This is a genomic window from Kitasatospora sp. NPDC057223 (assembly GCF_042669755.1).
Taxonomy (GTDB): Bacteria; Actinomycetota; Actinomycetes; order Streptomycetales; family Streptomycetaceae; genus Kitasatospora.
Window position 1 is genome coordinate 1 of the sequence record NZ_JBHUWW010000151.1, and the last position, 20,266, is coordinate 20,266.

The following is a 20,266-nucleotide window of genomic DNA, read 5'->3' on the forward strand; positions in this document are numbered from 1 at the left end:
TCCTCGCGGAGACCTCCCGAGGGTGTGCGCCGGGCGGCGGCGGAGTCCTGGTGGGTGGTGGATGAGACCTTAGGAGCGCGGCCCGGGGCCGGACATGTGGGTGGCGGCAACTCCTCCTCCCCGCACCATGTGGCCGGGACACATGGCCGGGGCCCGCCCCGGCCGTAACAGTGGGGAGGCCTGACCGCCCCGGCCGACGCGGACCGATCGCCGCCGGGGCAGGTCGACAGGCCCCAGGACCCCCAGCGGAAGGCAAGGACATGGACAAGGTGGTGACCTCGGCCCGGGCGGTGGCGGACATCCCCGACGGGGCGGTGCTCGCGGTGGGCGGCTTCGGCCTCTGCGGCATCCCCTCGACGCTGATCGGCGCGCTCGCCGGGACCGGCGCCTCGGGTCTGCGGGTGGTCTCCAACAACTGCGGCGTCGACGACTGGGGTCTCGGGCTGCTGCTGCACGCGGGCCGGATCGCCCGGATGACCTCCTCCTACGTCGGCGAGAACAAGGAGTTCGCCCGCCAGTACCTGAGCGGCGAACTGGAGGTGGAGCTCACCCCGCAGGGCACCCTCGCGGAGCGGCTGCGGGCCGGCGGCTCCGGCATCCCCGCGTTCTTCACCCCGGCCGGTGTCGGCACCCAGGTGGAGGACGGCGGGCTGCCCTGGCGCTACGCCGCCGACGGTTCGGTCGCGCTCGCCTCACCGCCCAAGGAGGTACGGGAGTTCGGCGGGCGTCGGCACCTGCTGGAGGAGGCCATCACCGCCGACTTCGCGCTGGTGCGGGCCGCCGTCGCGGACCGCCACGGCAACTGCGTGTTCCACGCCGCCGCCCGCAACTTCAACCCGCTGTGCGCGATGGCCGGCCGGATCACCCTGGTCGAGGCCGAGCGGATCGTCGAGCCCGGCGAACTCCCGCCGGACGCCGTCCATCTGCCGGGCGTCTACGTAGACCGCGTGGTCGCCGCCGACCCGGCCGACAAGCGCATCGAGCGCCGCACCGTCCGCCCCGCGTCCTGACCCGTCCTCCACCTCCACTCGCCAGCCGGGAGAACCCGCCATGCCGCTCGACCGCGACCAGCTCGCCGCCCGCGCCGCCCGCGAACTGCGCGACGGACAGTACGTCAACCTGGGCATCGGCCTGCCCACCCTGATCCCCAACCACATCCCGCCGGGCGTGCACGTCGTGCTGCACTCCGAGAACGGCATCCTCGGCGTCGGCCCCTACCCGCAGGAGGGCACCGAGCACCCCGACCTGATCAACGCCGGCAAGGAGACCGTCACCACGGCCGCCGGCGCCGCGTACTTCGACTCGGCGTTCTCCTTCGGCATGATCCGGGCCGGCCGGATCGACGTCTCGGTGCTCGGCGGGATGCAGGTCTCCGCCCACGGCGACCTGGCCAACTGGATGATCCCCGGCAAGATGGTCAAGGGCATGGGCGGTGCGATGGACCTCGTGCACGGAGCCCGCCGTCTGATCGTCGTGATGGAGCACACCGCCCGCGACGGCTCGCCCAAGATCGTCCGGGAGCTCACCCTGCCCGCCACCGGACGCCGCGTGGTCGACCGCATCGTCACCGACCTCGCCGTCATCGACGTCACCCCGGAGGGCCTGCGGCTGGTGGAGACGGCCCCCGGCACCACCCTGGACGAGGTCCGGGCCGCGACCGGCGCCGACCTCGACGTCTCCTCCCTCACCGTCGGGCACATGTAGCCGGGCCGGTCCTGCCGAGGCCCGGGCCGGCCGGCCGGTCAGCCGATCCGACGGTCGCGGCCCGCGATCAGGCCGGCCGCGAGCTGCAGCAGCATGAGCAGCGTCATCAGGACCAGCGGCGGCCGCCAGCTCCCGCTGTGCTGGTAGAGCACTCCGACCAGCACCGGGCCGGGGATCGACAGCAGGTAGCCGGCGCTCTGCGTGAAGGCCGACAACCGGATCACCGTCGCGCTGTCCCGGCCGCGCAGCCCGATCATCGTCAGCGCCAGCGGGAAGGAGCAGTTGGCGACGCCGAGCAGCGCGGCCCACAGCCAGGGCGCGGCGGTCGGTGCGGCCCAGAGCCCGGCGTACCCGGCGAGTGCGAAGACTCCCAGGGCCACCGCGATCCCGCTCTGGCTGCGCAGCCTCCCGGCGACGGCGGACAGCGCGAAGGACAGCGGAATGCCCAGCACCGAGGTGAGGGCGAACAGCAGACCGGCCGCCTCGGCGGAGAGCCCGGCATCGCGGAAGATCTGCGGCAGCCACCCGATGACGACGTACGCCGCGGTCGCCTGCAGTCCGAAGTAGCCGGCCAGCGCCCAGGCGGTCGGGCTGCGGGTGAGGGACGGGACGGGGCCGGTCGGTTGCGGCCCGGCACCGGTGGCCGGCGTCGGGGCAGCGTGGTCCCGGCCGTGGTCCCGGCTGTGGCCTCGGGTTCTGGCCAGGCCTCGGGCTCGCGTTCGGGATCGGCCTCGGGTTCGGGCTCGGGTTCGGGCGAGTGCGAGCCACGGCGGTACGGCGAGGGCGGCGAGGCCGGCCCAGGACAGCAGGCCGGTGCGCCAGTCGCCGCCGAAGGCCCCGGCCACCGGGACGGTGAGGGCGGCGGCGGCCGAAGCGCCCAGGTTGAGCGCCATGGCGTAGAGGCCGGTCATCAGGCCGACCCGGTCCGGGAAGCGCTCCTTGACCACGACCGGCAGCAGCACGTTGGCCACCGCGATTCCGGCCAGCGCCAGCGCCGTCGACCCGACGAACCGGGTGGTGCCCGCCGCGAAGGGGCGCAGGGCCAGACCGGCCGCGGTCGCCGCCATGCCCGTGGCGATCACCACGTCGGGCCCGAACCGGCGGGCCGGCCGCGGGGCGAGGAAGCCGACCAGGGCGAAACAGGCCGCCGGTACGGCGGTGAGGATCCCGGCGGCGGCCGCACTCAGGCCGAGGCCTGCCCGGACTTCCTCGAGCACCGGGCCGAGGCTGGTGACCGCAGGCCGGAGGTTGACCGCGGCCAGCAGCAGGGCGACGACGACCGCGCCGCGCGGCCCGAGGGCGGCGCGGCCGGTGCGCCGTCGCGTCGCCACGGGGTGCGGCTCCAGCACTTCCTCGTTCGACATGTCGGCGCCTCGGTTCGGAGCGGGCGAACTACCTTCCATGGAAGCTACTGTATCTTCCGTGGAAGGTATAGTCGCTGCCATGGAGCAGCAACACCCTCTGGACCAGGTGGCCCGTGTCCAGGCCGAGTGGCGGCGGGAACGACCCGATCTCGACGTCGGCCCGCAGGCCGTCATCGGGCGGCTGCACCGCGTCGCCCGCGCCCTCACCCAGGAACTCTGCGTCGTCTACGCCCGCTACGGTCTGAGCGAGGGCGAATTCGACGTCCTGGCGGCGCTGCGCCGCGCGGGCGCCCCCTTCGAACGGGCGCCGGGCCTGCTGGCCGCCCACACCATGGTGACGACCGGGGCCATGACCAAGCGGATCGACCGCCTGCAACGGGCGGGGCTGGTCACCCGCCGGAACAGCGAGGCGGACGGCCGGGGCCGGGTCGTCGCCCTCACCGACGCCGGACGCGAACTCATCGACCAGGCCTTCACCGAGCACATCCACAACGAGCACCGCCTCCTGGCGGAACTCACCCCGGAGGAGGCGGCCGGCCTCGAAACACTCCTGACCGGCTGGCTGGCCCGGATCGAACCCGCCCGCCGGACACCCGGCCCCCACTGACCGGCCCCCACCGACCGTCCCCCGGTGACCGGACCCGCCGGTCGCCGGATGCATGCCGCCCGCCCGCCCCGGGTAGCCGCCCGCTCACCGCACCGGGGCACCGGGCCCGGGCCGCCGGGACCGTGTCGCTGGGCGGCGGCGGCGCCGACGACGGCGACGATGGCCCTGCCCCGGGCTGCGCGGCCGGGGCGTGACGACGGGAGCAGGCAGTGGCAGTGGCAGGAGCGGGGCAAGCGGGGCAGGGGGACGGGGTCGACACCGCGGCCGGGCACACGGAGGCGCACGGCGGACCGCTCGGCCCCCGCCTCAACTGGCTGCGGGCCGCCGTCCTCGGCGCGAACGACGGGGTCGTCTCCACCGCGGGCCTCGTGATGGGCGTGGCCGGCGCCACCACCTCGCAGGCGGCCCTGCTGACCGCCGGCCTGGCAGGCCTGCTGGCCGGCTCGCTGTCGATGGCGGTCGGCGAGTACGTCTCGGTCAGCAGCCAGCGGGACTCCGAACGCGCCGCACTGCGCCAGGAGCAGCGCGAGCTGGCCGAGGCCCCGGAGGCGGAACTCGACGAGCTGACGGGCCTCTACGAGGAGAAGGGGCTGCCGCCGGAGCTGGCCCGCGAGGTCGCCGAGGCACTGACCGCGCGGGACCCGCTCGCCGCGCACGCGGACGCGGAGCTGAAGATCGACCCCGACGAACTGACCAGCGCGTGGCAGGCCGCCGGGGCGAGCTTCGTGTCGTTCACCGTCGGCGCGCTGTTCCCGCTGCTGGCGGTGCTGCTGCTCCCCGCGTCGGCCCGCGCGCCGGGGACGGCGTTCACCGTCCTGTGCGTGCTGCTGTTCACCGGCCTGATGAGCGCCCGCCTCGGCGGTGCCCCGCGGGGGCGGGCCGTTGTGCGCAACGTCCTCGGCGGCGGGCTGGCCATGGCGGTCACCTACGCGGTGGGTACCGTCCTGGGCGCGGCCGGCGTCTGAGCGGTGCGCCGCAGGAGGGCTCCGAGAGCCAGGCTGCCGGGGCCGGTGACGGCGATCGCGAGGAAGATCCAGCAGAACAGCACGGGCAGTTCACCGCCGTTCTGGATCGGCCAGAGCGCCCGTTCCTGGTGCACGGTGAAGTACGCGTAGGCCATCGACCCGGAGCAGAGCAGGGCGGCGGGCCGGGTGCCGATCCCGACCAGCACCAGACCGCCGCCGACCAGCTGGATCAGCGCGGCCCACCACCCGGGCCACTGCCCGGTGGGGATGGCGGCCCCGTGCGCGGCGCCCAGGATGCCGAAGAGGGTCTTCGCGCCGTGGCAGACGAACAGCAGTGCGGTGACGATCCGGAACAGGCCCAGCGTGTGCGGCCTGGCGAGTTCGGCCACACCGTGCAGATCGGGGGTGCGCGGAACGGAGGTCATGCGGGGCTCCTCGGTTGGCGGCGGGCGCGACGCAGTCGTACGGCGCGATGACGGCGGTACGGGATCGTGCGGGCGCGGCGCCGGCCCCACTCCGGCACTGCTGGGACGGTCGGCGGGCGCGGCGGCTCCCGTCGGCCGATGACGTGGCGGTGTCAATTCTGGCGCATCGTCAGACCTCGCGTCATCCCCCGGGGCCGCCGCAATTACGTACCGGAGCGGGGTAGGGGTCCCGTTCGCGGCGAGGGCCCTTGGTCTCTTCCGGGCGGGACAGGTGGCAGGAACCCTTGAAGTCGTAGGTACGACACCGCAGTGAAAGGTTGCCCCTCGTGCGAGGAACCGTCCGTCCCACCTCGCTGAGGGAGGTCCTCCTCTGCTTCGCCGCCCTCACCGTCGTGGTGATCGCCGGCGGATCGGCGGCCCAGTACGTCCTGTACGCACAGGAGGACCGGGCCGCCGTCGCGGCCAGGCACCTGGCCGACCCGGCGGACGACGCGGTGGGGACGCTGGCGGTCGCCGGCAGCCGGATGGCCTCGGCGCAGGCGTACTACCTGACCACCCGCGAAGCCCGCTTCCTCGACTCCTGGCACAGTGCCCGGGCCGAGGGCGACCGCCAGCTCACCCGGCTGGCCGACCGGCTGACCGGGCTCCCCGCGCTCAGGGACCGGATGGCCGGGGTGGAGAGCACCTACCACGAGTGGACTTCGCAGGCCGAGCGTGCGCAGGCCGAGCGTGCGCGGGGCGAGGACCCGGGGGCGGCGGTGGCCGCCACCTTGCGCTCCGAGGCCCTGACCGGACGGCTCCAGGCCGGTACCCACGAACTCGCCCGCGCGCTGGACCAGCACCGGGAGGCCGTCTACGCAGCCTCCGACGAGGCGGGGCGCAAGGCGGCGCTGGCCGCCTGGGCCTCCTGGGGCGCACTGGTCCTCCTGCTCGTCCTGGGCACGGTGGCCTGCCGGAGCCGGATCGCACCGTCCCTGGACCGCGTCACCGAACAGCTCGGCCGGCTCGCCGCCGGCGACCTCGACGGCCGCCGCACCCGCCGCTGCCCGCCCGGCCTGGGCCGGCTCTCGCTCAACGTCGAGGACGTCCGGATCCTCCTCAAGGAACAGCGCTGGTGGGCCCGGCGCGACCGTGAGGCCCTCGAACAGCAGGGCGAGGCCGTCATCGGCCTGCGCCGCCTGCTGGTGGCCACCGGCACCTGCGCGCGCGGCACCGCCGTGCACGGCGACCTGATCGCGGCCGAAGGCCTGCTGGCCGGCGACTTCTACGACACCCTCGCCATGCCCGACGGCAGCACCGCGCTCCTGCTCGGCGACGTCGCCGGCCACGGCGTCACCCCCGGGCTGCTCGCCGCCCGGATCAAGTGCGCGATGCTCTCCACCCTGCGGCTGGGCGGCACCGCCGCCGAGGCCGTGCACTGCGCGTGGGCGGCCCTCGCCCACGAGGAGGAGCGGTTCGCCACCCTCACGGTCGCCGTCCTGGACCCGGCCGCCGGATCGCTCTCCTGGGTGAACGCGGGCCACGAACCGCCACTCCTGCGCCGCGCCGACGGCACGGTCGAGGAGCTCGCCGTCACCGGCCCGCTGGTCAGCTCCCTGATCGAGGACCCGCGCACGGCCTGGGAGACCCACCGCACCCGGATCGGCGTCGGTGACCTGCTGGTCCTGCACACCGACGGGCTGAGCGAGGCCCGTGGCCGGCAGGGCGCCCAACTCGGCGGCGACGCCGTCCGCACCGTCCTGCGCGACCTGCCCGCGCCGACCCCGAAGGGCGCCGTCCGCGCCCTGTACGTGGCCGCCGAACAGCACGGGACGGACTGGGCCCGGGACGACATCACCATCCTCGCGGCGGCCCTCGACGGCCGGGTCGACGGCCCCACGGCGGCCCCGGCCTAGCCGTCCCGCAGGAGGCGCCTGGCGGCGGGCGGGCAGACGTACAGCAGGGGCAGCAGGGCCCGGGCGGCGCCGACCGGGACGACGTCCCGGCCGCGCTCGATCCCGCGCACGACGGCCAGGGCCGCCGCTCCGGCGGAGATCTTGCGGGCAGGGCCCTCCCGGCCGGCCGTCATGGGGGTGTCCACCAGCGGGAGCACCACCTCCTGGACACGTACCGACGGCGTTCCGGACCGGGCCTGGTAGCGCAGTGACTGCAGCAGGACGTGCACGCCCGCCTTCGTCGCGCAGTAGACCGGGGCACTGCGCTTGGGCGCGTACGCCAGGCCGGAGGTGACCGCGACGAACGCGGCCGGCCCCGGCGCGGCGGCCAGTGACGGCCAGGCGGCCGCCGCCAGTTCGACCACCGAGCGCAGGTTCACCGAGATCTCCCGCTCGGCGCGGGTCAGGAGGTCGTGGTCCGGGCCGCCGGTGAGATCCAGCAGGTGCTGGACCCCCGCGTTCGCCACCACGACGTCCAGGCCGCCGAGCCGTTCGGCGGCGAACCGGACCACCCGGACCGCCTCGCCGGGCACCGACAGGTCGGCGGCGAGGCGGTGGGCCTCCGCTCCCGCGGACGCCGTGCCCGCACCGCGTCCGCAGGTCACGACCTCGGCGCCGCGCTCCGCCAGGGCCGACACCAGGGCCCGGCCCACCCCGCTCGTCCCGCCGGTGACCAGGACGCGTTTCCCGTTCATGTTCAGTCGCATGCGGCCCACCATGGCGCCGGCCGGGCGCCGCCACTTGTACGATCGCGCCATGGCGAGGACGGGGACGGACATGGCGCGCACCGTCCACCCGGCCCTGGCCGGCGCGGTGCTGCGGGAGCTGGCGGAGCGGCCCGGAGCCGGGCGGGCCGCGGCCGAGGCCGCGCGGCTGCTGGCCGCCGGTGAGCCCGTGCCCGAGCGGCTGCACCGCGAGCTGCTCGGCGAGCTGTACGCACTCGGGGCCCCGGCGGTGGCCGCCGCCGCCCGCCGGCTGGTCGACCGGCCGGCCGATCCGACCCTCTCGGGCCTGTTGGCGAGCACCGGCCTGGCGGAGCTGGTGGCCGGGTCACAGCTGATCGGACTCTGGTTCCACGTCGGCCACACCACCCGCGTCCGGTACCGCCGGAACGTCATGACGGTGCGTCATGTTCCTTACCTGGGGGCGGTTCCGGTGCTGGCGGAGACGCTCTTCGTGTGCTTTCTCTACCAGGCCGGAGCGGCACTGGTGACGGGCCGCACCCCGGAGCTCTCGCTGCTGGCGGAGGGCGGCGCGGTGCTGCCGCCGTCCGCCGCCTGGCGGCGCCCGCCCCCGCGCGTGCTGGGCTGGCGGCTGGAGTGGCGCCCCGGCGAGATCCCGCCGCAGGGGCCGGCCGGGCAACCGGTCACGGCCGTCCGCCGACTGCTCGCGCCGGAGCCGGCCCGGGCCTGGCGGGTCGCCTCCGTGGCAGCGGACCTGGGCGTCGCGCCGCGCTCCCTGCAACGCGCCCTGGCCCGGGCCGGCACCACCTTCCAGGCGGAGCTGCTCACGGTGCGGCTCGACGTCGCCGCGCAGCTGATCAGGCGGACCGGCCTGCCACTGGCCGAGATCGCCGCCACGGCGGGCTTCACCGACCACCCGCACCTCACGCGCCGTTTCCGGGAGCGGTACGGCTGCACGCCGAGCGCGTACCGTACCGCCCCCGGTGATTGACCGCGGCCGGTGGCTACAGCGCCGGGAGGGCGGCCGCCAGGTCGTCCAGGCCGAGTGAGCCCTGCGAGAGCGCCTTCATGTGCCAGGCCTTCAGGTCGAAGCCGGCGCCGTGCCGCAGCCGCGCCGCCTCGCGGCCCCGGAGCCAGACGCGCTCGCCCAGCTTGTAGCCGATCGCCTGGCCCGGCCAGCCGAGGTAGCGGTCGATCTCGCTGGCCCGGGCGACGGGCGGGTTGCCGTTGAAGGCGGCCATGAACTCCGTTGCCAGCGCCGGGGTCCACACCTCGCCGGGGTGGAAGCCGGAGTCGGCGGGGACGGTCAGGCGCAGGTGCATGCCGATGTCGATGATCACCCGGATGGTGCGCAGCATCTGCTCGTCCAGGAAGCCCAGCCGGTGCGCCGGTTCGGCGAAGAAGCCGAGGTCGTCCATGAAGCGTTCGGCGTACAGCGCCCAGCCCTCCAGGTTGGCGCTGACCTTGCCCAGGGTGACCTGGTAGCGGCTGAGCCGGTCGGCCACCGCGACCCACTGGGCGAGTTGCAGGTGGTGGCCGGGGACGCCCTCGTGGTACCAGGTGCTGACGAGCTGCCAGGTGGGGAAGGAATCCCGGCCGAGGGTGGGCAGGTAGGTGCGGCCCGGACGGCTGAAGTCCAGGCTGGGCGCGGAGTAGTAGGCCGCCGCCGAGCTGCCCGGGGGCGCGATGTGGGACTCCACCCGGCGGACGGGCCCCGAGATGTCGAAGTGGGTGCCGTCGAGGGCCTCGATCGCGCCGTCCATGAGCTGCTGGAGCCAGTCGCGGACCGCCTCCTCGCCCTTGACCGCGTGCCCGTGCTCCTCCAGGTGCTGCATCGCCTGCACGGGCGTGCTGCCGGGCAGCACGCGGGCCGCCTCGACCCGCATCTCGGCGTGCAGCCGGTGGAACTCGCTCCACGCCCAGGCGTAGGCCTCGTCCACGTCGAGGTCGGCGCCCGCGCAGAAGCGGACGGAGCGCAGGTAGCGCTCGCGGCCGACCGCGTCCGGGGTGTCCGCGGCGGCGGGCGCGTAGGTGTCGCGCAGCCAGTCGCGGAATCCGGCGACGGCCTCGGTGGCCCGCAGCGCGGCGGCGTCCAGTTCGGGGCGCAGCCGCTCGGGGCCGTCGGCGGCGAAGTCGGCGAACCAGCCCGCGCCGCCGCCGGTCTCGCCCGTCCAGGCGGTCAGCTGGTCGATGACGGCGGCGGCCTGCCGCGGTGCGCAGAGCAGCCCTCGGGAGATTCCCTCGGCGAGGGTGGCCCGGTAACCGCCGAGGGCGCCGGGGACGTTGCGCAGCCGGGCCGCCACCGCCGCCCAGTCCTCGTCGGTGTCGGTGGCCCGCAGGGTGAAGATCTCCCGCACCTGGTGGATCGGCGCGGCGACGTTGCGCAGTTGGCGCAGGTCGTCCCCCGCTTCGTGCACGGCGAGTGCGGCGGTGAGGCGCTCGCGCAGCAGCCGGGCGCAGGCCTGTTCGGCGGGGTCGGCGGCGTCCGGGTGCCCGACGGCGGCGTCGAGTTCGGCGAGGGCGCGGCGGTTGAGGTCGGCGGTGGTCCCGATGCCGTCCGGTGAGAGGTCGGGTTGCCGCCGGTCGTCCGGGTTGAGGCCGAGCCAGCCCGCGATCAGCGGGTCGTGGCGGGCGATCCGGTCCACGTGGGAGTCGGCGGCCTGGCGGGGGGTGATCGTTTCGTCTGCCATCCGGTCATCCTGGCGTACGGCGACTGAACGCGGGCAGCCGTTTTCGGCCGGATCGGCGCGCCCCGGCCCCACCGGCCGCGCCGCCCGACCTGCCCCGCCGGCGTTGTCGCCCCCTCGGTCCGGTGTGTCCGACCAGCGGGTTAGTCTCGGCGGCATGCCTGCCGACCACGGTCACGACCGGAACCACGAGCACGTCTGCGCCTGCTGCGGCGACCAGCAGGACGGCCCGCCGCTGTCCTACGGGGCACCCGCCCCGGAGGGCTGGAAGCCCCGCTACGCCCGGCGCCGGGACAGCGAGCTCACCGCCGACGTGTGCATGGTGAAGGGCCGGCACTTCTACGTCCACGGCCTGGTCGAGATACCGGTCCTGGACACCGGGGACGTGTTCTCCTGGGGTGTCTGGGTCTCCCTCAGCGAGCCGAACTTCGCCCGCACCCACGACCTCTGGGAGGACCCGGCGCGGGAGCAGGAACCGCCGTACTTCGGCTGGTTCTCCACCGACCTGCCGGTGTACCCGGTGCCGACCCTCGGGCTGAAGACGCACGTCCTCACCCGGGCCGTCGGTCGGCGCCCGCTGATCGAGCTCGAACCCACCGACCACCCGCTCGCGGTCGAGCAGCGCGAGGGCATCACCACGCGCCGGGTGCACGATCTCGCCCGGCTGCTGCTGCCGGCCTGAGGCTGCCACCGGCGGGCGGGCAGACGGGCCTTCGCCGGCGGCCCAGGGGCGGTCCGCCGCCCCTGCTCAGGCGAACGACTCGGGGACGGACCGGAGGTAGACCTTCGAACCGCGCGCGGGATCGAGGCCGGCGGCCCAGCCCTGCGGGGCCCGGGCGGTCGGCACCTGCACGAAGCCGAAGTGGGTGAAGAGCCGGCCGTTGCCGGTGGTGGCGGCGCAGATCGTCCGCAGGCCCTGCCGGGCCGCGGTGGCGAGCAGGGCCTGGAGCAGCTGGGAGCCGAGCCCGGTGCCCTGGCGGCCCGGCCGTACGCAGAAGTTGTACAGCGCTCCGGCGGCGGGGTGGCCCGCCTCGGGCGCCAGCGGCCGCAGGGCGATGCAGCCGTCCGGTCCGTCCGGTCCGGAGGCCAGCAGGAACTGTCCGGCGGCGGCGCGGTAGTCGGCGGGTGTGCGGGTGCGCAGTTCGCCGGTGCGCATGAACGGGTGCGACAGCGCGTGCAGGGCGGCGGCGTCCGCGCCGGTGGCGGGCCGGACGGCGGTCGCGCCGAAGGTGGCCGGGTTGGTCAGGGCGGTCGGTGTCACGGGGTCACGGTCCGGTGCTTGGGGGCCATGGGTACCACGAGGGGGGTGCCGGTCTGCGGGTCGGCGATGATCTGGCAGGGCAGGTCGAAGACCTCTTCGACGAGTCCGGCGGTGATGATGTCGGCCGGTGCGCCCTGGGCGACGACCGCGCCGTCGCGCATGGCGATCAGGTGGGTGGCGTAGCGGGCGGCCTGGTTGAGGTCGTGCAGCACGGCGATCAGGGTGCGGCCCTGCTCCTGGTGCAGGCGGGCGCAGAGGTCGAGTACCTCGACCTGGTGGGCGATGTCGAGGAAGGTGGTGGGTTCGTCGAGCAGCAGCAGCGGGGTCTGCTGGGCGATGGCCATCGCGAGCCAGACCCGCTGGCGCTGGCCGCCGGAGAGTTCGTCGACGTAGCGGTCGGCGAGCGCGTCGACGTTGGTGGCGGCCATGGACTGCGCGACGACGCGTTCGTCCTCGCGGGACCACTGCCGCAGCAGGCCCTGGTGCGGGTAGCGGCCGCGGGCGACGAGGTCGGCGACGGTGATGCCGTCGGGCGCGGTGGAGCTCTGCGGGAGCAGGCCGAGACGGCGGGCGAGGTCCTTGGCGGGGAGCGCGCTGATCTGTTCGCCGTCGAGCAGGACCCGGCCGGTGCTGGGCCTGAGGAGTCGGGCGAAGGCTCGCAGCAGGGTGGACTTGCCGCAGGCGTTGGGCCCGACGATGACGGTGAAGGACCGGTCGGGGATGCTCACGGAGAGGTCGGTGGTGATGGCCCGGTCGCCGTAGCGCAGGCTCACCTGCTCGGCGGCCAGCCGGCCGGTGCCGGTCGGGATGCTCACCTGCCCTCCAGCAGCTGGTCCGTGCCGACCACGACCGCGCACTTGCCGGCGGCCCACTCCAGCGCCTCCAGGTGCCGCTGCTCCGAGAAGTCGGCGACCGCGTCGCCGACCACGAAGGCCTGGACGTCCCGGCTCCAGGCGTCGCAGGCCGTCATCATGACGCCGATGTGCGCGTAGACGCCGACCAGCACCAGCTGGTCCCGGCCCGCTGCCGCGAGTTGCTCCGCCAGGTCGGTGCGCACGAACGCGCTGTACTTCCACTTCGTCAGCATGACGTCCCCGTCCACGGGGGCGACCACCGCGGGGACGGCCTGGGCGCGCTCGTCGTCCGGCAGGCCGGGGCCCCAGAAGTCCTGCTGCAGGCCGCGCTCCTCGGGGCTCTGGCCGCCGCGCTGGTGCGAGTAGACGACCGGTACGCCGGCCGGGCGGGCCCAGGCCAGCAGCCGGGCGGTGTTGGCCAGGGCGGGTGCCAGCGGCGGGGCGTCGGGGGTGAACGCGTCCAGGAAGTAGTTCTGCAGGTCGTGGACGAGCAGCACGGCGCGGGCCGGGTCGACCTGCCAGGGCACCCGCGGTGCGGGGAAGCTCTCCGGGCCGGGCAGCGGGTACGGGGTGATGCGGGGCAGTGCCATGGTGGTGTGAGGTCCTTCGTGCGGCCCTGGTGCGGACTGCTAGCTGGCGGTGGAGCGGAGGTCCTTCTTGCTGACCTTGCCGATTCCGGTCTGGGGGAAGGCGGAGACGAACTCGACCCGGTCGGGCACCTTGTAGTCGGCGAGCCCCGCGGCGCGGACGAACGCCTTGAGCTCGACGGGGCGCGGGCGTTCGGCGCCCGGCCGCAGGATGACGTAGGCGCAGGTGCGCTCGCCCAGGTACGGGTCGGGGGTGGCGACGACGGCGACGTCGTGCACGGCGGCGTGCGCCAGCAGGACGTTCTCGACTTCCTCCGCGGCCACCTTCTCGCCGCCCCGGTTGATCTGGTCCTTGGCCCGGCCCTCGACCACCAGGTGGCCGGTCGCGGTGCGGCTCACGATGTCCCCGGTGCGGTAGAAGCCGTCCGGGGTGAAGGACCGCCGGTTGTGCTCCGGCGCGTTCCAGTACCCGCGGATGGTGTACGGGCCCCGGGTGAGCAGGTGGCCGGTCGCGCCGTCGGGCAGCTGGTTGTCCTCGTCGTCGACGACCAGGATCTCGTCGTCGGGGGAGATCGGCCGGCCCTGGGTGGTGAGCACGGTCTCCTCGGGGTCGTCCGGCCGGGTGTAGTTGACCAGGCCCTCGGCCATGCCGAACACCTGCTGGAGCCGGCAGCCCAGGGCGGGCCCGAGCCGCCGGGCGGCCTCCGCGCTGAGCTTGGCGCCGCCGACCTGGAGCAATTCCAGGCTGGACAGGTCGTGTCCGGTGTTCGGTGCGGCGTCCGCCCAGGTCAGGGCGAGCGGTGGCACGAGACCGGTGAGGGTGACCCGCTCGCGGGCGATCAGCCGGAACGCCGTCCCGGGGCTCGGGTCCGGGGCGAGCACGACCCGGCCGCCCGCGTGGAGGGCGCCCAGGGTCCCGGGCGAGCTGAGCGGGAAGTTGTGGGCGGCGGGCAGCGCGCACAGGTAGACCGACGCGGGGGAGAGCTCGCAGATCCGCGCCGACTCCCGGACGCTGTACAGGTAGTCGTCGTGGGCGCGCGGGATCAGCTTCGGCAGCCCGGTGCTGCCGCCGGACAGCTGGAGGAAGGCCAGATCGGCGGCGGTGGGCGGGTCGGCCACCGGGGCCGGGGCGGCGGCCCGCAGCTCGTCCAGCGGGGTGAACGGCCCGGGCTCGCCGACGACCACGACCTCGCCGAGGCCGGGCACCGCCGCCAGCACCTCGGCGGCCAGCGCGCGGTGGTCGAAGCCGCCGTGCCGGTCCGGGACGAACAGGGCGCGGGCGCCGGTGAACTCGCAGAAGTACGAGAGTTCGGCGCGCCGGTGCGCCGGCAGCGCCATCACGGGGACGACGCCGGCTCGCAGCAGGCCGAAGAAGACCTCGAAGAACTCGGCGATGTTGGGGAGTTGGAGCACCACCCGGTCGCCCCGGCGCAGCCCCCGGGCGAGCAGCCCGGCGGCCAGCCGGTCGGCCCGGTCGTCCAGTTCGGCGTAGCTCCAGTGCCGGTCACCGTCGGTGATCGCGATCCGCCCGGGGTGCGCGGCGGCGTGCTCGCGGATCATCCGGTCCAGCGTGTGGCCCGTCCAGTAGCCGGCCTCGCGGTAGCGGGCCGCGAACTCGGCCGGCCAGGCGTCCAGTTGACTGGTCACGTTGCTCGTCGTCCTGCTCGTCACCTGGTGCTCCCGAGGCCGACAGCGTCCAGGAAGGTGCCGAACTTCGCCGAGGTCTCGGCGAGTTCCGCCTCCGGGTCGGAGGCGGCCACCACGCCGGCCCCCGCGAACAGCCGCAGCCGGTCGCCCTGGGCCTCGGCACACCGCAGGGTCACCACCCACTCGCCGTCGCCCCGGCTGTCCTCCCAGCCGACCACGCCGGTGTACAGGCCCCGGTCGAACGGTTCGAGCGTGCCTATGAGTTCGCGGGCCCGGTCGGTCGGCGTGCCGCACACGGCGGGAGTGGGGTGCAGGGCCATGGCCAGGTCCAGCGCGGTCGTCCCGGGGTCGGCCAGGACGCCGGTGACGGTGGTCGACAGGTGCCACATGGCTGCGGTGCGCACCAGCACAGGGTACTCGGGCACGGTGAGCTCGCGGCAGAGCGGTTCCAGTGCCCGCCGGACGGCCTCCACCACGACGGCGTGCTCGTGCAGGTCCTTGGGCGACTCCAGCAGGGCGGCCGCCCGGCGGGCGTCCTCGGCGGGGTCGGCGCTGCGCGCCGCCGAGCCGGCCAGCGGGTTGGAGACCACGGCGGAGCCGCGCCGGGAGACCAGGAGTTCCGGGCTGGCGCCGATCAGGGTGGCGCCGCCGTCGCCGTCCGGGTCGCCGGGGACGGCGAAGGTGTAGCCGTGCGGGTCGCGGTGGATCAGCCGGCGCAGCATGGTGGGCAGGTCCGCTCCGCCCGGGGCGGTCAGCTCCAGGGTGCGGGCCAGCACGACCTTGCGCAGTCCGTCCTCCGCGGCCATCGCGCGCACGGCCGCGGCCACCGCCTCGCGGTAGTCCTCCGGAGCGGGCACGGGCCGCTGGTGCCAGGAGGGGCCGGACGGCGCGGGGACGTCGAGCGTGAGCAGCGGGTCGTCGCCGACCGGAGCGCCCCAGCGGGCGGCGGCCGGGACGACGAGCCGGGCCGGGCGGTCGGCCGAGAACGGTATGGCGCCCACCACGAGCGGGTTCTCCACCCCCGCGGCGCGGGCCTCGCGCAGCGCCCCCGGGACGTCGCCCGGATCGGGTACCGCGCGCAGCGCCCCCTCGGTCAGCAGCGTGCCGCGCGGGCCGGCGAAGAACGCGCTGGTGGGCCCCGGGCGGTAGGCGCCGAGCAGGGTGCTGCCCTGCGGCCGGGCCGGGGTGGCCTCGTGGGCCTGGGTGGCCGTGGACATGTGTGCTCCGTTCTCCCGGCGCGACGGCACGGGGACGCTGGCGACCGGGGGCGGGCAGGGCTCCGGGCCGCGGGGACGCTGACGGGCGGTCAGGCGCGGAGGGTCGCGCCGCCGTCGACGTACAGGTCGTGCATGGTGATGTGGCGGGCCCGGTCGCTCGCCAGGAAGGCCACGGCTTCGGCGATGTCCTCGGGAGCCGCGATCCGGCCGAGCGGGATGCCGACCCGGTAGGAGGAGGGGTCGCCGTCGATGACGCGCTGTTCGGCGCCCGGGTCGGCCCAGAGGCCGCGCTGCATGTCGGTGTCGGTGGAACCGGGGGAGACCAGGTTGCACCGCACACCGTCGCGGGCCAGCTCCAGCCCCAGACAGCGGGTGAACATGGTGGTGGCGGCCTTGGAGGCGGCGTAGGCGCCCATGGTGGTCCGGGGCACGCCGGCGGCGTTCGAGCCCACGGTCACGATGCTGCCGGTGCGGCGCGCGGCCATCCGGCGGCCGACGGCCCGGCTGGTGTGGAAGACGCCGGTGGTGTTGACGGCGAAGGTGTCCGCCCAGTCGCTGTCGCTGGTCTCCAGGATCGGTGAGATCCGCAGGATCCCGGCGACGTTGACCAGGATCCCGATCGGGCCGCTCTCCTGCTCGACCTCGGCGACCAGTGACTCGACGGCGGCGGCGTCCGTGACGTCCAGCGCCACCGTGGCCGGGCCGCCCGGCTCGCGGTCGGTGGCGACCACGAGCGCGCCGCGCTCGGCGAGCAGGCGGGCCACGGCCGCGCCTATGCCCCGGGCCGCGCCGGTCACCAGGGCGATCCGGTCCCGGAATTCGAGGTCGGTGTCGGTCATCCCTCACACCGCCGGCGAGGTGGCCGGGCTTGCGGTGGCACGGACGGCCTGACGGCGCGCAGGAGACAGCATCGGGATCCTTCGGAGGTCGGTGGCTGAGGGCGTCGCAGTGCGCCCGTTCGGGCCCGGTTCGCCGTAGTTAGGTTAGCCTAACCGTATCGCGCTCGGGTGCGCCGGTCCACGCCGTGTCAGCCCGCGGCCGGAATCCGTGCCGCGGCCCGCCCGCCGCCGTCCGCCGCCACCCGCCGGCCGGGGGTGCCCGTCCGGCCTTCCGTCCTGGAGGCGCCGTCACGCCGAGGCGGCGGCCGGGCTCCGGTGTGCACGAACAGTCGGAAATGCCTGATCGGCATCGGGAATCCCGAAACGGGTTCTTTCATCGGCCTGCCGTCCGGCCCGTCTTGGTAATCTACGCGGAAGTCGTCGAGGCAGACGCCCGAACACATATGACGGCAGGTCGGAAAATCTCCGGGTCGTCAGAATCGCCGTCGAATTCCGCAGTCCAGCAAATGCGTTTGATCCCCCTTCATGAGCTTTGTGTGCGATCAGCCATGTCTCCGTCCGAAGGTGGCCCCCTTGCTCTCAGTCGTTCTCAGATCCCGTGCCGCGGCGGTGGCCGGCAGTGTCCTGCTGGCAACCGTCGGCACCGTCGCCCTCGCTGCGCCCCCGGCCCGGGCCGCGGTGGGGCCCGCTCTCACCCAGTACGTCGACCCGTTCATCGGCACCGACGACAGCAACGCGCCGGACCCGGTCGGTGGTGGCGCGGGTGGCTCCACCTATCCGGGGGCGGTGGTGCCGTTCGGCGGGGTGCAGTTCGGCCCGGACACGCCCACGGCCTCGCCGTCGGGTTACCGCTACTCCGACACGTCGATCGAGGACTTCAGCCTCACGCACCTCGACGGAGCCGGCTGCCAGAACAACGAGGACCTGCCGCTGCTGCCGGTGACCGGCGCCCTCGGCGCCTCGCCCGGCACCAACTGGACGGACTACGCCTCGGACTACGGCAAGGCCGACGAGTCCGCCGCGCCCGGCTACTACCGGAACCGGCTGAACCGGTACTCCACCGACGTGGAGCTGACGGCGACCACGCGCACCGGGATGGGCCGGCTGACGTACCCGTCCTCGACGGCCGCGCAGCTGCTGATCGGTACCGGGCGCAGCGCGACGGGCAGTCGCGCCGGTTCGGTGCGGATCAACGGCTCGGAGATCACCGGCAGCGTCACCGCAGGCGGCTTCTGCGGGTCCTCGAAGACGTACCAGATCTTCTTCGACATCCGCTTCGACCGTGCTCCGAGTGCCTTCGGCACCTGGTCGGGCGGCACGGTGAGGGCCGGTTCGGCGAGCACCTCCGGCACGGACACAGGCGCGTACGTCACCTTCGACACCACCGCCGCGCAGGCGGTGCAGTTCAAGGTGGGCCTGAGTTACGTGAGTGTCGCCAACGCGCAGGCGAACCTGACCGCCGAGAACGGTGGTTGGGACTTCGGCGCGGTGCGGTCGGCGGCGGACGCCTCCTGGAACAGAATCCTGGACCGGGCCCGGGTGACCGGCGGCTCCGCCACCGATCTGAAGAAGTTCTACACCGCGCTCTACCACGTCTTCCAGAGCCCCAACATCTCCAGCGACGTCAACGGTGACTACCGGGGCTTCGACGGCGCCGTCCACAATTCGCCGCGCCCGGTGTACCAGAACTACTCCGGCTGGGACATCTACCGTTCCTGGGCGGCGCTGATCGCGCTGATCGCCCCCGCCGAGGCGTCCGACATCGCCAACTCCATGGTGCTGGACGGCCAGCAGGGCGGTCTGCTGCCCAAGTGGTCGCAGCAGACCAACGAGGACTTCGTGATGACGGGTGACCCCGGGCCGATCATCGTCGGCAGCCTGTACGCGTTCGGGGCGCGGGGGTTCGACACCGCCGCCGCGCTGGCCCTGATGAAGAAGTCCTCCGAGGGCGGCACCGCCCAGGGCTCGCCGATCCGCGGCAACCAGGACGTCTACACCAGGCTGCACTACATCCCGGGCTCGCCGTCGGACTCCCTGGAGTACTCGGCCTCCGACTTCGCCGTCGCCCAGTTCGCCAAGGCCCTCGGCAACACCGCAGACCACGACACCTTCATGACCCGGGCGCAGTGGTGGCGCAACACCTACAGCCCCGAGTCGGGCTACACCCAGCCCCGCAACTCGGACGGCACCTGGAGCTGGCCGCTGGACCCGGCCTCCCGCAACGACTTCACCGAGGGCAACGCCGCCCAGTACACCTGGATGGTGCCCTACGACTTCGCCGGGCTGATCAACGCGATGGGCGGCCGGCAGACCGCCGTGCAGCGCCTGGACCACCACTTCACCCAGGTCAACGCCGGGCAGAGCCTGCCCTACTACTACATCGGCAACGAGCCGGAGCACGGCGTGCCGTGGGCCTACAACCACGCGCGCAACCCCGCCGGTGCGTCGGCGGCCGTGCGCAAGGTGATGGCGGAGTCGTTCACCACCGGCGCGGGCGGACTGCCCGGCAACGACGACCTGGGCGCCACCTCGGCGTGGTACGTCTGGGCGGCGCTGGGCCTCTACCCCTCCACGCCGGGCGCGGACACGCTGGCCGTGCACGGCCCGTCCTTCCCCTCCGTCCTGATCCAGCGCCCGGGCGGGAACATCACCGTCAACGCCACCGGCAGCGGCCCCTACGTCCAGGGGCTGAACGTCAACGGCACGGCCACCGGCCACAACTACCTGCGCTACCCCGACCTCGCCGCCGGCGGCACCCTCGACTTCTCCATGGGCACCGCACCCAGCACGAGTTGGGGCACCGGCGCGACGGACGTGCCGCCCTCCTTCCAGGACGGCGCGACGCCCGTACCCACCGCCCCGGAGCTCGGCACCAACCTCGCCGAGGGCGTACCCACCACCTCCTCGCTCCCCTGCGCGGCGGCTGAGGCGGGCGACAAGGCCGTGGACACCATCCTCGGGAACAACAGCAAGTGGTGCTCGAAGACGGCCGGCGCGGTGCTGCAGGCCGACCTGGGCTCGGCGCGGACCGTCGCCTCCGTCGTCATCGAGCACGCCGGACTCGGCGGCGAGAACACCGCCTGGAACACCGGCACCTTCCAGATCCAGACCAGCACCGACGGCACCGACTGGACCACGGCGGCCACCGTCACCGACTCCCGCGCCAGCCGCACCTACACCCCCTTCACTCCCCGCACCGCGCGCCACCTCCGCCTGCTGGTGTCGGCCCCCGTCAACACCGGCGCCGACACCGCCACCCGCATCTACGAACTGGAGGCCTACGCCACCGGCCCCGCCGCACCGGACACCCAGGCCGGTCCGATCACGGCGTAGTGCCCCGCCGGACACCGACGAACCGAGGCGGGCCGCCCCTGGGAGGGGGCGCCCCCCCCGGTGGGTGTGCGGCCCGGCCGGGGCGGTGAGTGGGCCCGGGCGGCGCCGCCGGGGGGTGGTGGGGAGGTCAACCGCGCCCACCGCGCTCAGGGGGGGGGC

Annotated in this window: 18 protein-coding genes; 8 read left to right on the forward strand and 10 right to left on the reverse strand. The window is 74.5% G+C overall.

The annotated features are described in order from the left end of the window. The first annotated feature begins 260 nt into the window (after positions 1-260). Positions 261-1,010, forward strand: a complete 750-nt coding sequence (locus ACFUK0_RS34465; protein ID WP_380256919.1) for a CoA transferase subunit A — start codon at positions 261-263, stop codon at positions 1,008-1,010. 40 nt (positions 1,011-1,050) lie between these two features. After that, the gene (locus tag ACFUK0_RS34470; RefSeq protein ID WP_380256921.1) at positions 1,051-1,704 is read left to right on the forward strand and encodes a CoA transferase subunit B; all 654 of its coding nucleotides are present in this window, start codon (positions 1,051-1,053) and stop codon (positions 1,702-1,704) included. A 38-nt stretch (positions 1,705-1,742) separates the two neighbouring features. Here ACFUK0_RS34470 and ACFUK0_RS34475 read toward each other — a convergent pair whose 3' ends face one another. After that, the gene (locus tag ACFUK0_RS34475) at positions 1,743-3,068 is read right to left on the reverse strand and encodes an MFS transporter (protein ID WP_380256923.1); all 1,326 of its coding nucleotides are present in this window, start codon (positions 3,066-3,068) and stop codon (positions 1,743-1,745) included. 79 nt (positions 3,069-3,147) lie between these two features. On the opposite strand from ACFUK0_RS34475, the gene ACFUK0_RS34480 reads away from it, so the two are divergent. Then, complete coding sequence (locus ACFUK0_RS34480; protein ID WP_380256925.1) at positions 3,148-3,675, forward strand: MarR family winged helix-turn-helix transcriptional regulator; 528 nt, start codon at positions 3,148-3,150, stop codon at positions 3,673-3,675. A 209-nt stretch (positions 3,676-3,884) separates the two neighbouring features. Further along, on the forward strand, positions 3,885-4,640 hold the full coding sequence (locus tag ACFUK0_RS34485; RefSeq protein ID WP_380256927.1) for a VIT family protein: 756 nt from the start codon (positions 3,885-3,887) through the stop codon (positions 4,638-4,640). On the opposite strand, the gene ACFUK0_RS34490 is transcribed toward ACFUK0_RS34485, so the two are convergent. Then, the gene (locus tag ACFUK0_RS34490) at positions 4,601-5,065 is read right to left on the reverse strand and encodes a DoxX family protein (protein WP_380256929.1); all 465 of its coding nucleotides are present in this window, start codon (positions 5,063-5,065) and stop codon (positions 4,601-4,603) included. The genes ACFUK0_RS34485 and ACFUK0_RS34490 overlap by 40 nt on opposite strands. A gap of 326 nt (positions 5,066-5,391) precedes the next feature. Between ACFUK0_RS34490 and ACFUK0_RS34495 the strand changes: the two genes are divergently transcribed. Continuing rightward, positions 5,392-6,960, forward strand: coding sequence for a PP2C family protein-serine/threonine phosphatase (locus ACFUK0_RS34495; protein ID WP_380256931.1), 1,569 nt, complete (start codon positions 5,392-5,394; stop codon positions 6,958-6,960). Here ACFUK0_RS34495 and ACFUK0_RS34500 read toward each other — a convergent pair. Then, positions 6,957-7,706: an SDR family NAD(P)-dependent oxidoreductase gene (locus tag ACFUK0_RS34500; RefSeq protein WP_380256933.1), complete on the reverse strand. Its 750-nt coding sequence runs from the start codon at positions 7,704-7,706 to the stop codon at positions 6,957-6,959. The two genes, ACFUK0_RS34495 and ACFUK0_RS34500, sit on opposite strands and share 4 nt — an antisense overlap. Positions 7,707-7,755: 49 nt before the next feature. Here ACFUK0_RS34500 and ACFUK0_RS34505 point away from each other — a divergent pair, with 49 nt between their 5' ends. Next, a complete protein-coding gene (locus ACFUK0_RS34505) occupies positions 7,756-8,673 on the forward strand; it encodes a helix-turn-helix transcriptional regulator (protein WP_380256935.1) in 918 nt (305 codons plus the stop codon). A gap of 13 nt (positions 8,674-8,686) precedes the next feature. On the opposite strand, the gene ACFUK0_RS34510 is transcribed toward ACFUK0_RS34505, so the two are convergent. Continuing rightward, positions 8,687-10,372 (reverse strand): DUF885 domain-containing protein, encoded by a 1,686-nt coding sequence (locus ACFUK0_RS34510; RefSeq protein WP_380256937.1) that lies wholly within the window; start codon positions 10,370-10,372, stop codon positions 8,687-8,689. Positions 10,373-10,526: 154 nt separating this feature from the next. On the opposite strand from ACFUK0_RS34510, the gene ACFUK0_RS34515 reads away from it, so the two are divergent. Beyond that, a complete protein-coding gene (locus tag ACFUK0_RS34515; RefSeq protein ID WP_380256939.1) occupies positions 10,527-11,051 on the forward strand; it encodes a DUF2199 domain-containing protein in 525 nt (174 codons plus the stop codon). A gap of 66 nt (positions 11,052-11,117) precedes the next feature. Here ACFUK0_RS34515 and ACFUK0_RS34520 read toward each other — a convergent pair whose 3' ends face one another. From ACFUK0_RS34520 to dhbA, 6 genes are all read right to left on the reverse strand, one after another. Beyond that, the gene (locus tag ACFUK0_RS34520; RefSeq protein ID WP_380256941.1) at positions 11,118-11,630 is read right to left on the reverse strand and encodes a GNAT family N-acetyltransferase; all 513 of its coding nucleotides are present in this window, start codon (positions 11,628-11,630) and stop codon (positions 11,118-11,120) included. Then, positions 11,627-12,445, reverse strand: coding sequence for an ABC transporter ATP-binding protein (locus ACFUK0_RS34525; RefSeq protein WP_380256943.1), 819 nt, complete (start codon positions 12,443-12,445; stop codon positions 11,627-11,629). The genes ACFUK0_RS34520 and ACFUK0_RS34525 overlap by 4 nt, the downstream gene beginning before the upstream one ends. Continuing rightward, positions 12,442-13,074, reverse strand: coding sequence for an isochorismatase family protein (locus tag ACFUK0_RS34530; RefSeq protein WP_380256945.1), 633 nt, complete (start codon positions 13,072-13,074; stop codon positions 12,442-12,444). The genes ACFUK0_RS34525 and ACFUK0_RS34530 overlap by 4 nt, the downstream gene beginning before the upstream one ends. 39 nt (positions 13,075-13,113) lie before the next feature. After that, positions 13,114-14,742, reverse strand: coding sequence for a (2,3-dihydroxybenzoyl)adenylate synthase (locus ACFUK0_RS34535; protein ID WP_380256947.1), 1,629 nt, complete (start codon positions 14,740-14,742; stop codon positions 13,114-13,116). Next, positions 14,739-15,935 (reverse strand): isochorismate synthase, encoded by a 1,197-nt coding sequence (locus ACFUK0_RS34540; RefSeq protein WP_380256949.1) that lies wholly within the window; start codon positions 15,933-15,935, stop codon positions 14,739-14,741. The genes ACFUK0_RS34535 and ACFUK0_RS34540 overlap by 4 nt, the downstream gene beginning before the upstream one ends. Before the next feature lie 89 nt (positions 15,936-16,024). Then, a complete protein-coding gene (gene dhbA, locus ACFUK0_RS34545; RefSeq protein WP_380256951.1) occupies positions 16,025-16,774 on the reverse strand; it encodes a 2,3-dihydro-2,3-dihydroxybenzoate dehydrogenase in 750 nt (249 codons plus the stop codon). A gap of 573 nt (positions 16,775-17,347) precedes the next feature. Between dhbA and ACFUK0_RS34550 the strand changes: the two genes are divergently transcribed. After that, positions 17,348-20,107, forward strand: coding sequence for a GH92 family glycosyl hydrolase (locus tag ACFUK0_RS34550; RefSeq protein ID WP_380256953.1), 2,760 nt, complete (start codon positions 17,348-17,350; stop codon positions 20,105-20,107). Positions 20,108-20,266: the final 159 nt, after the last annotated feature.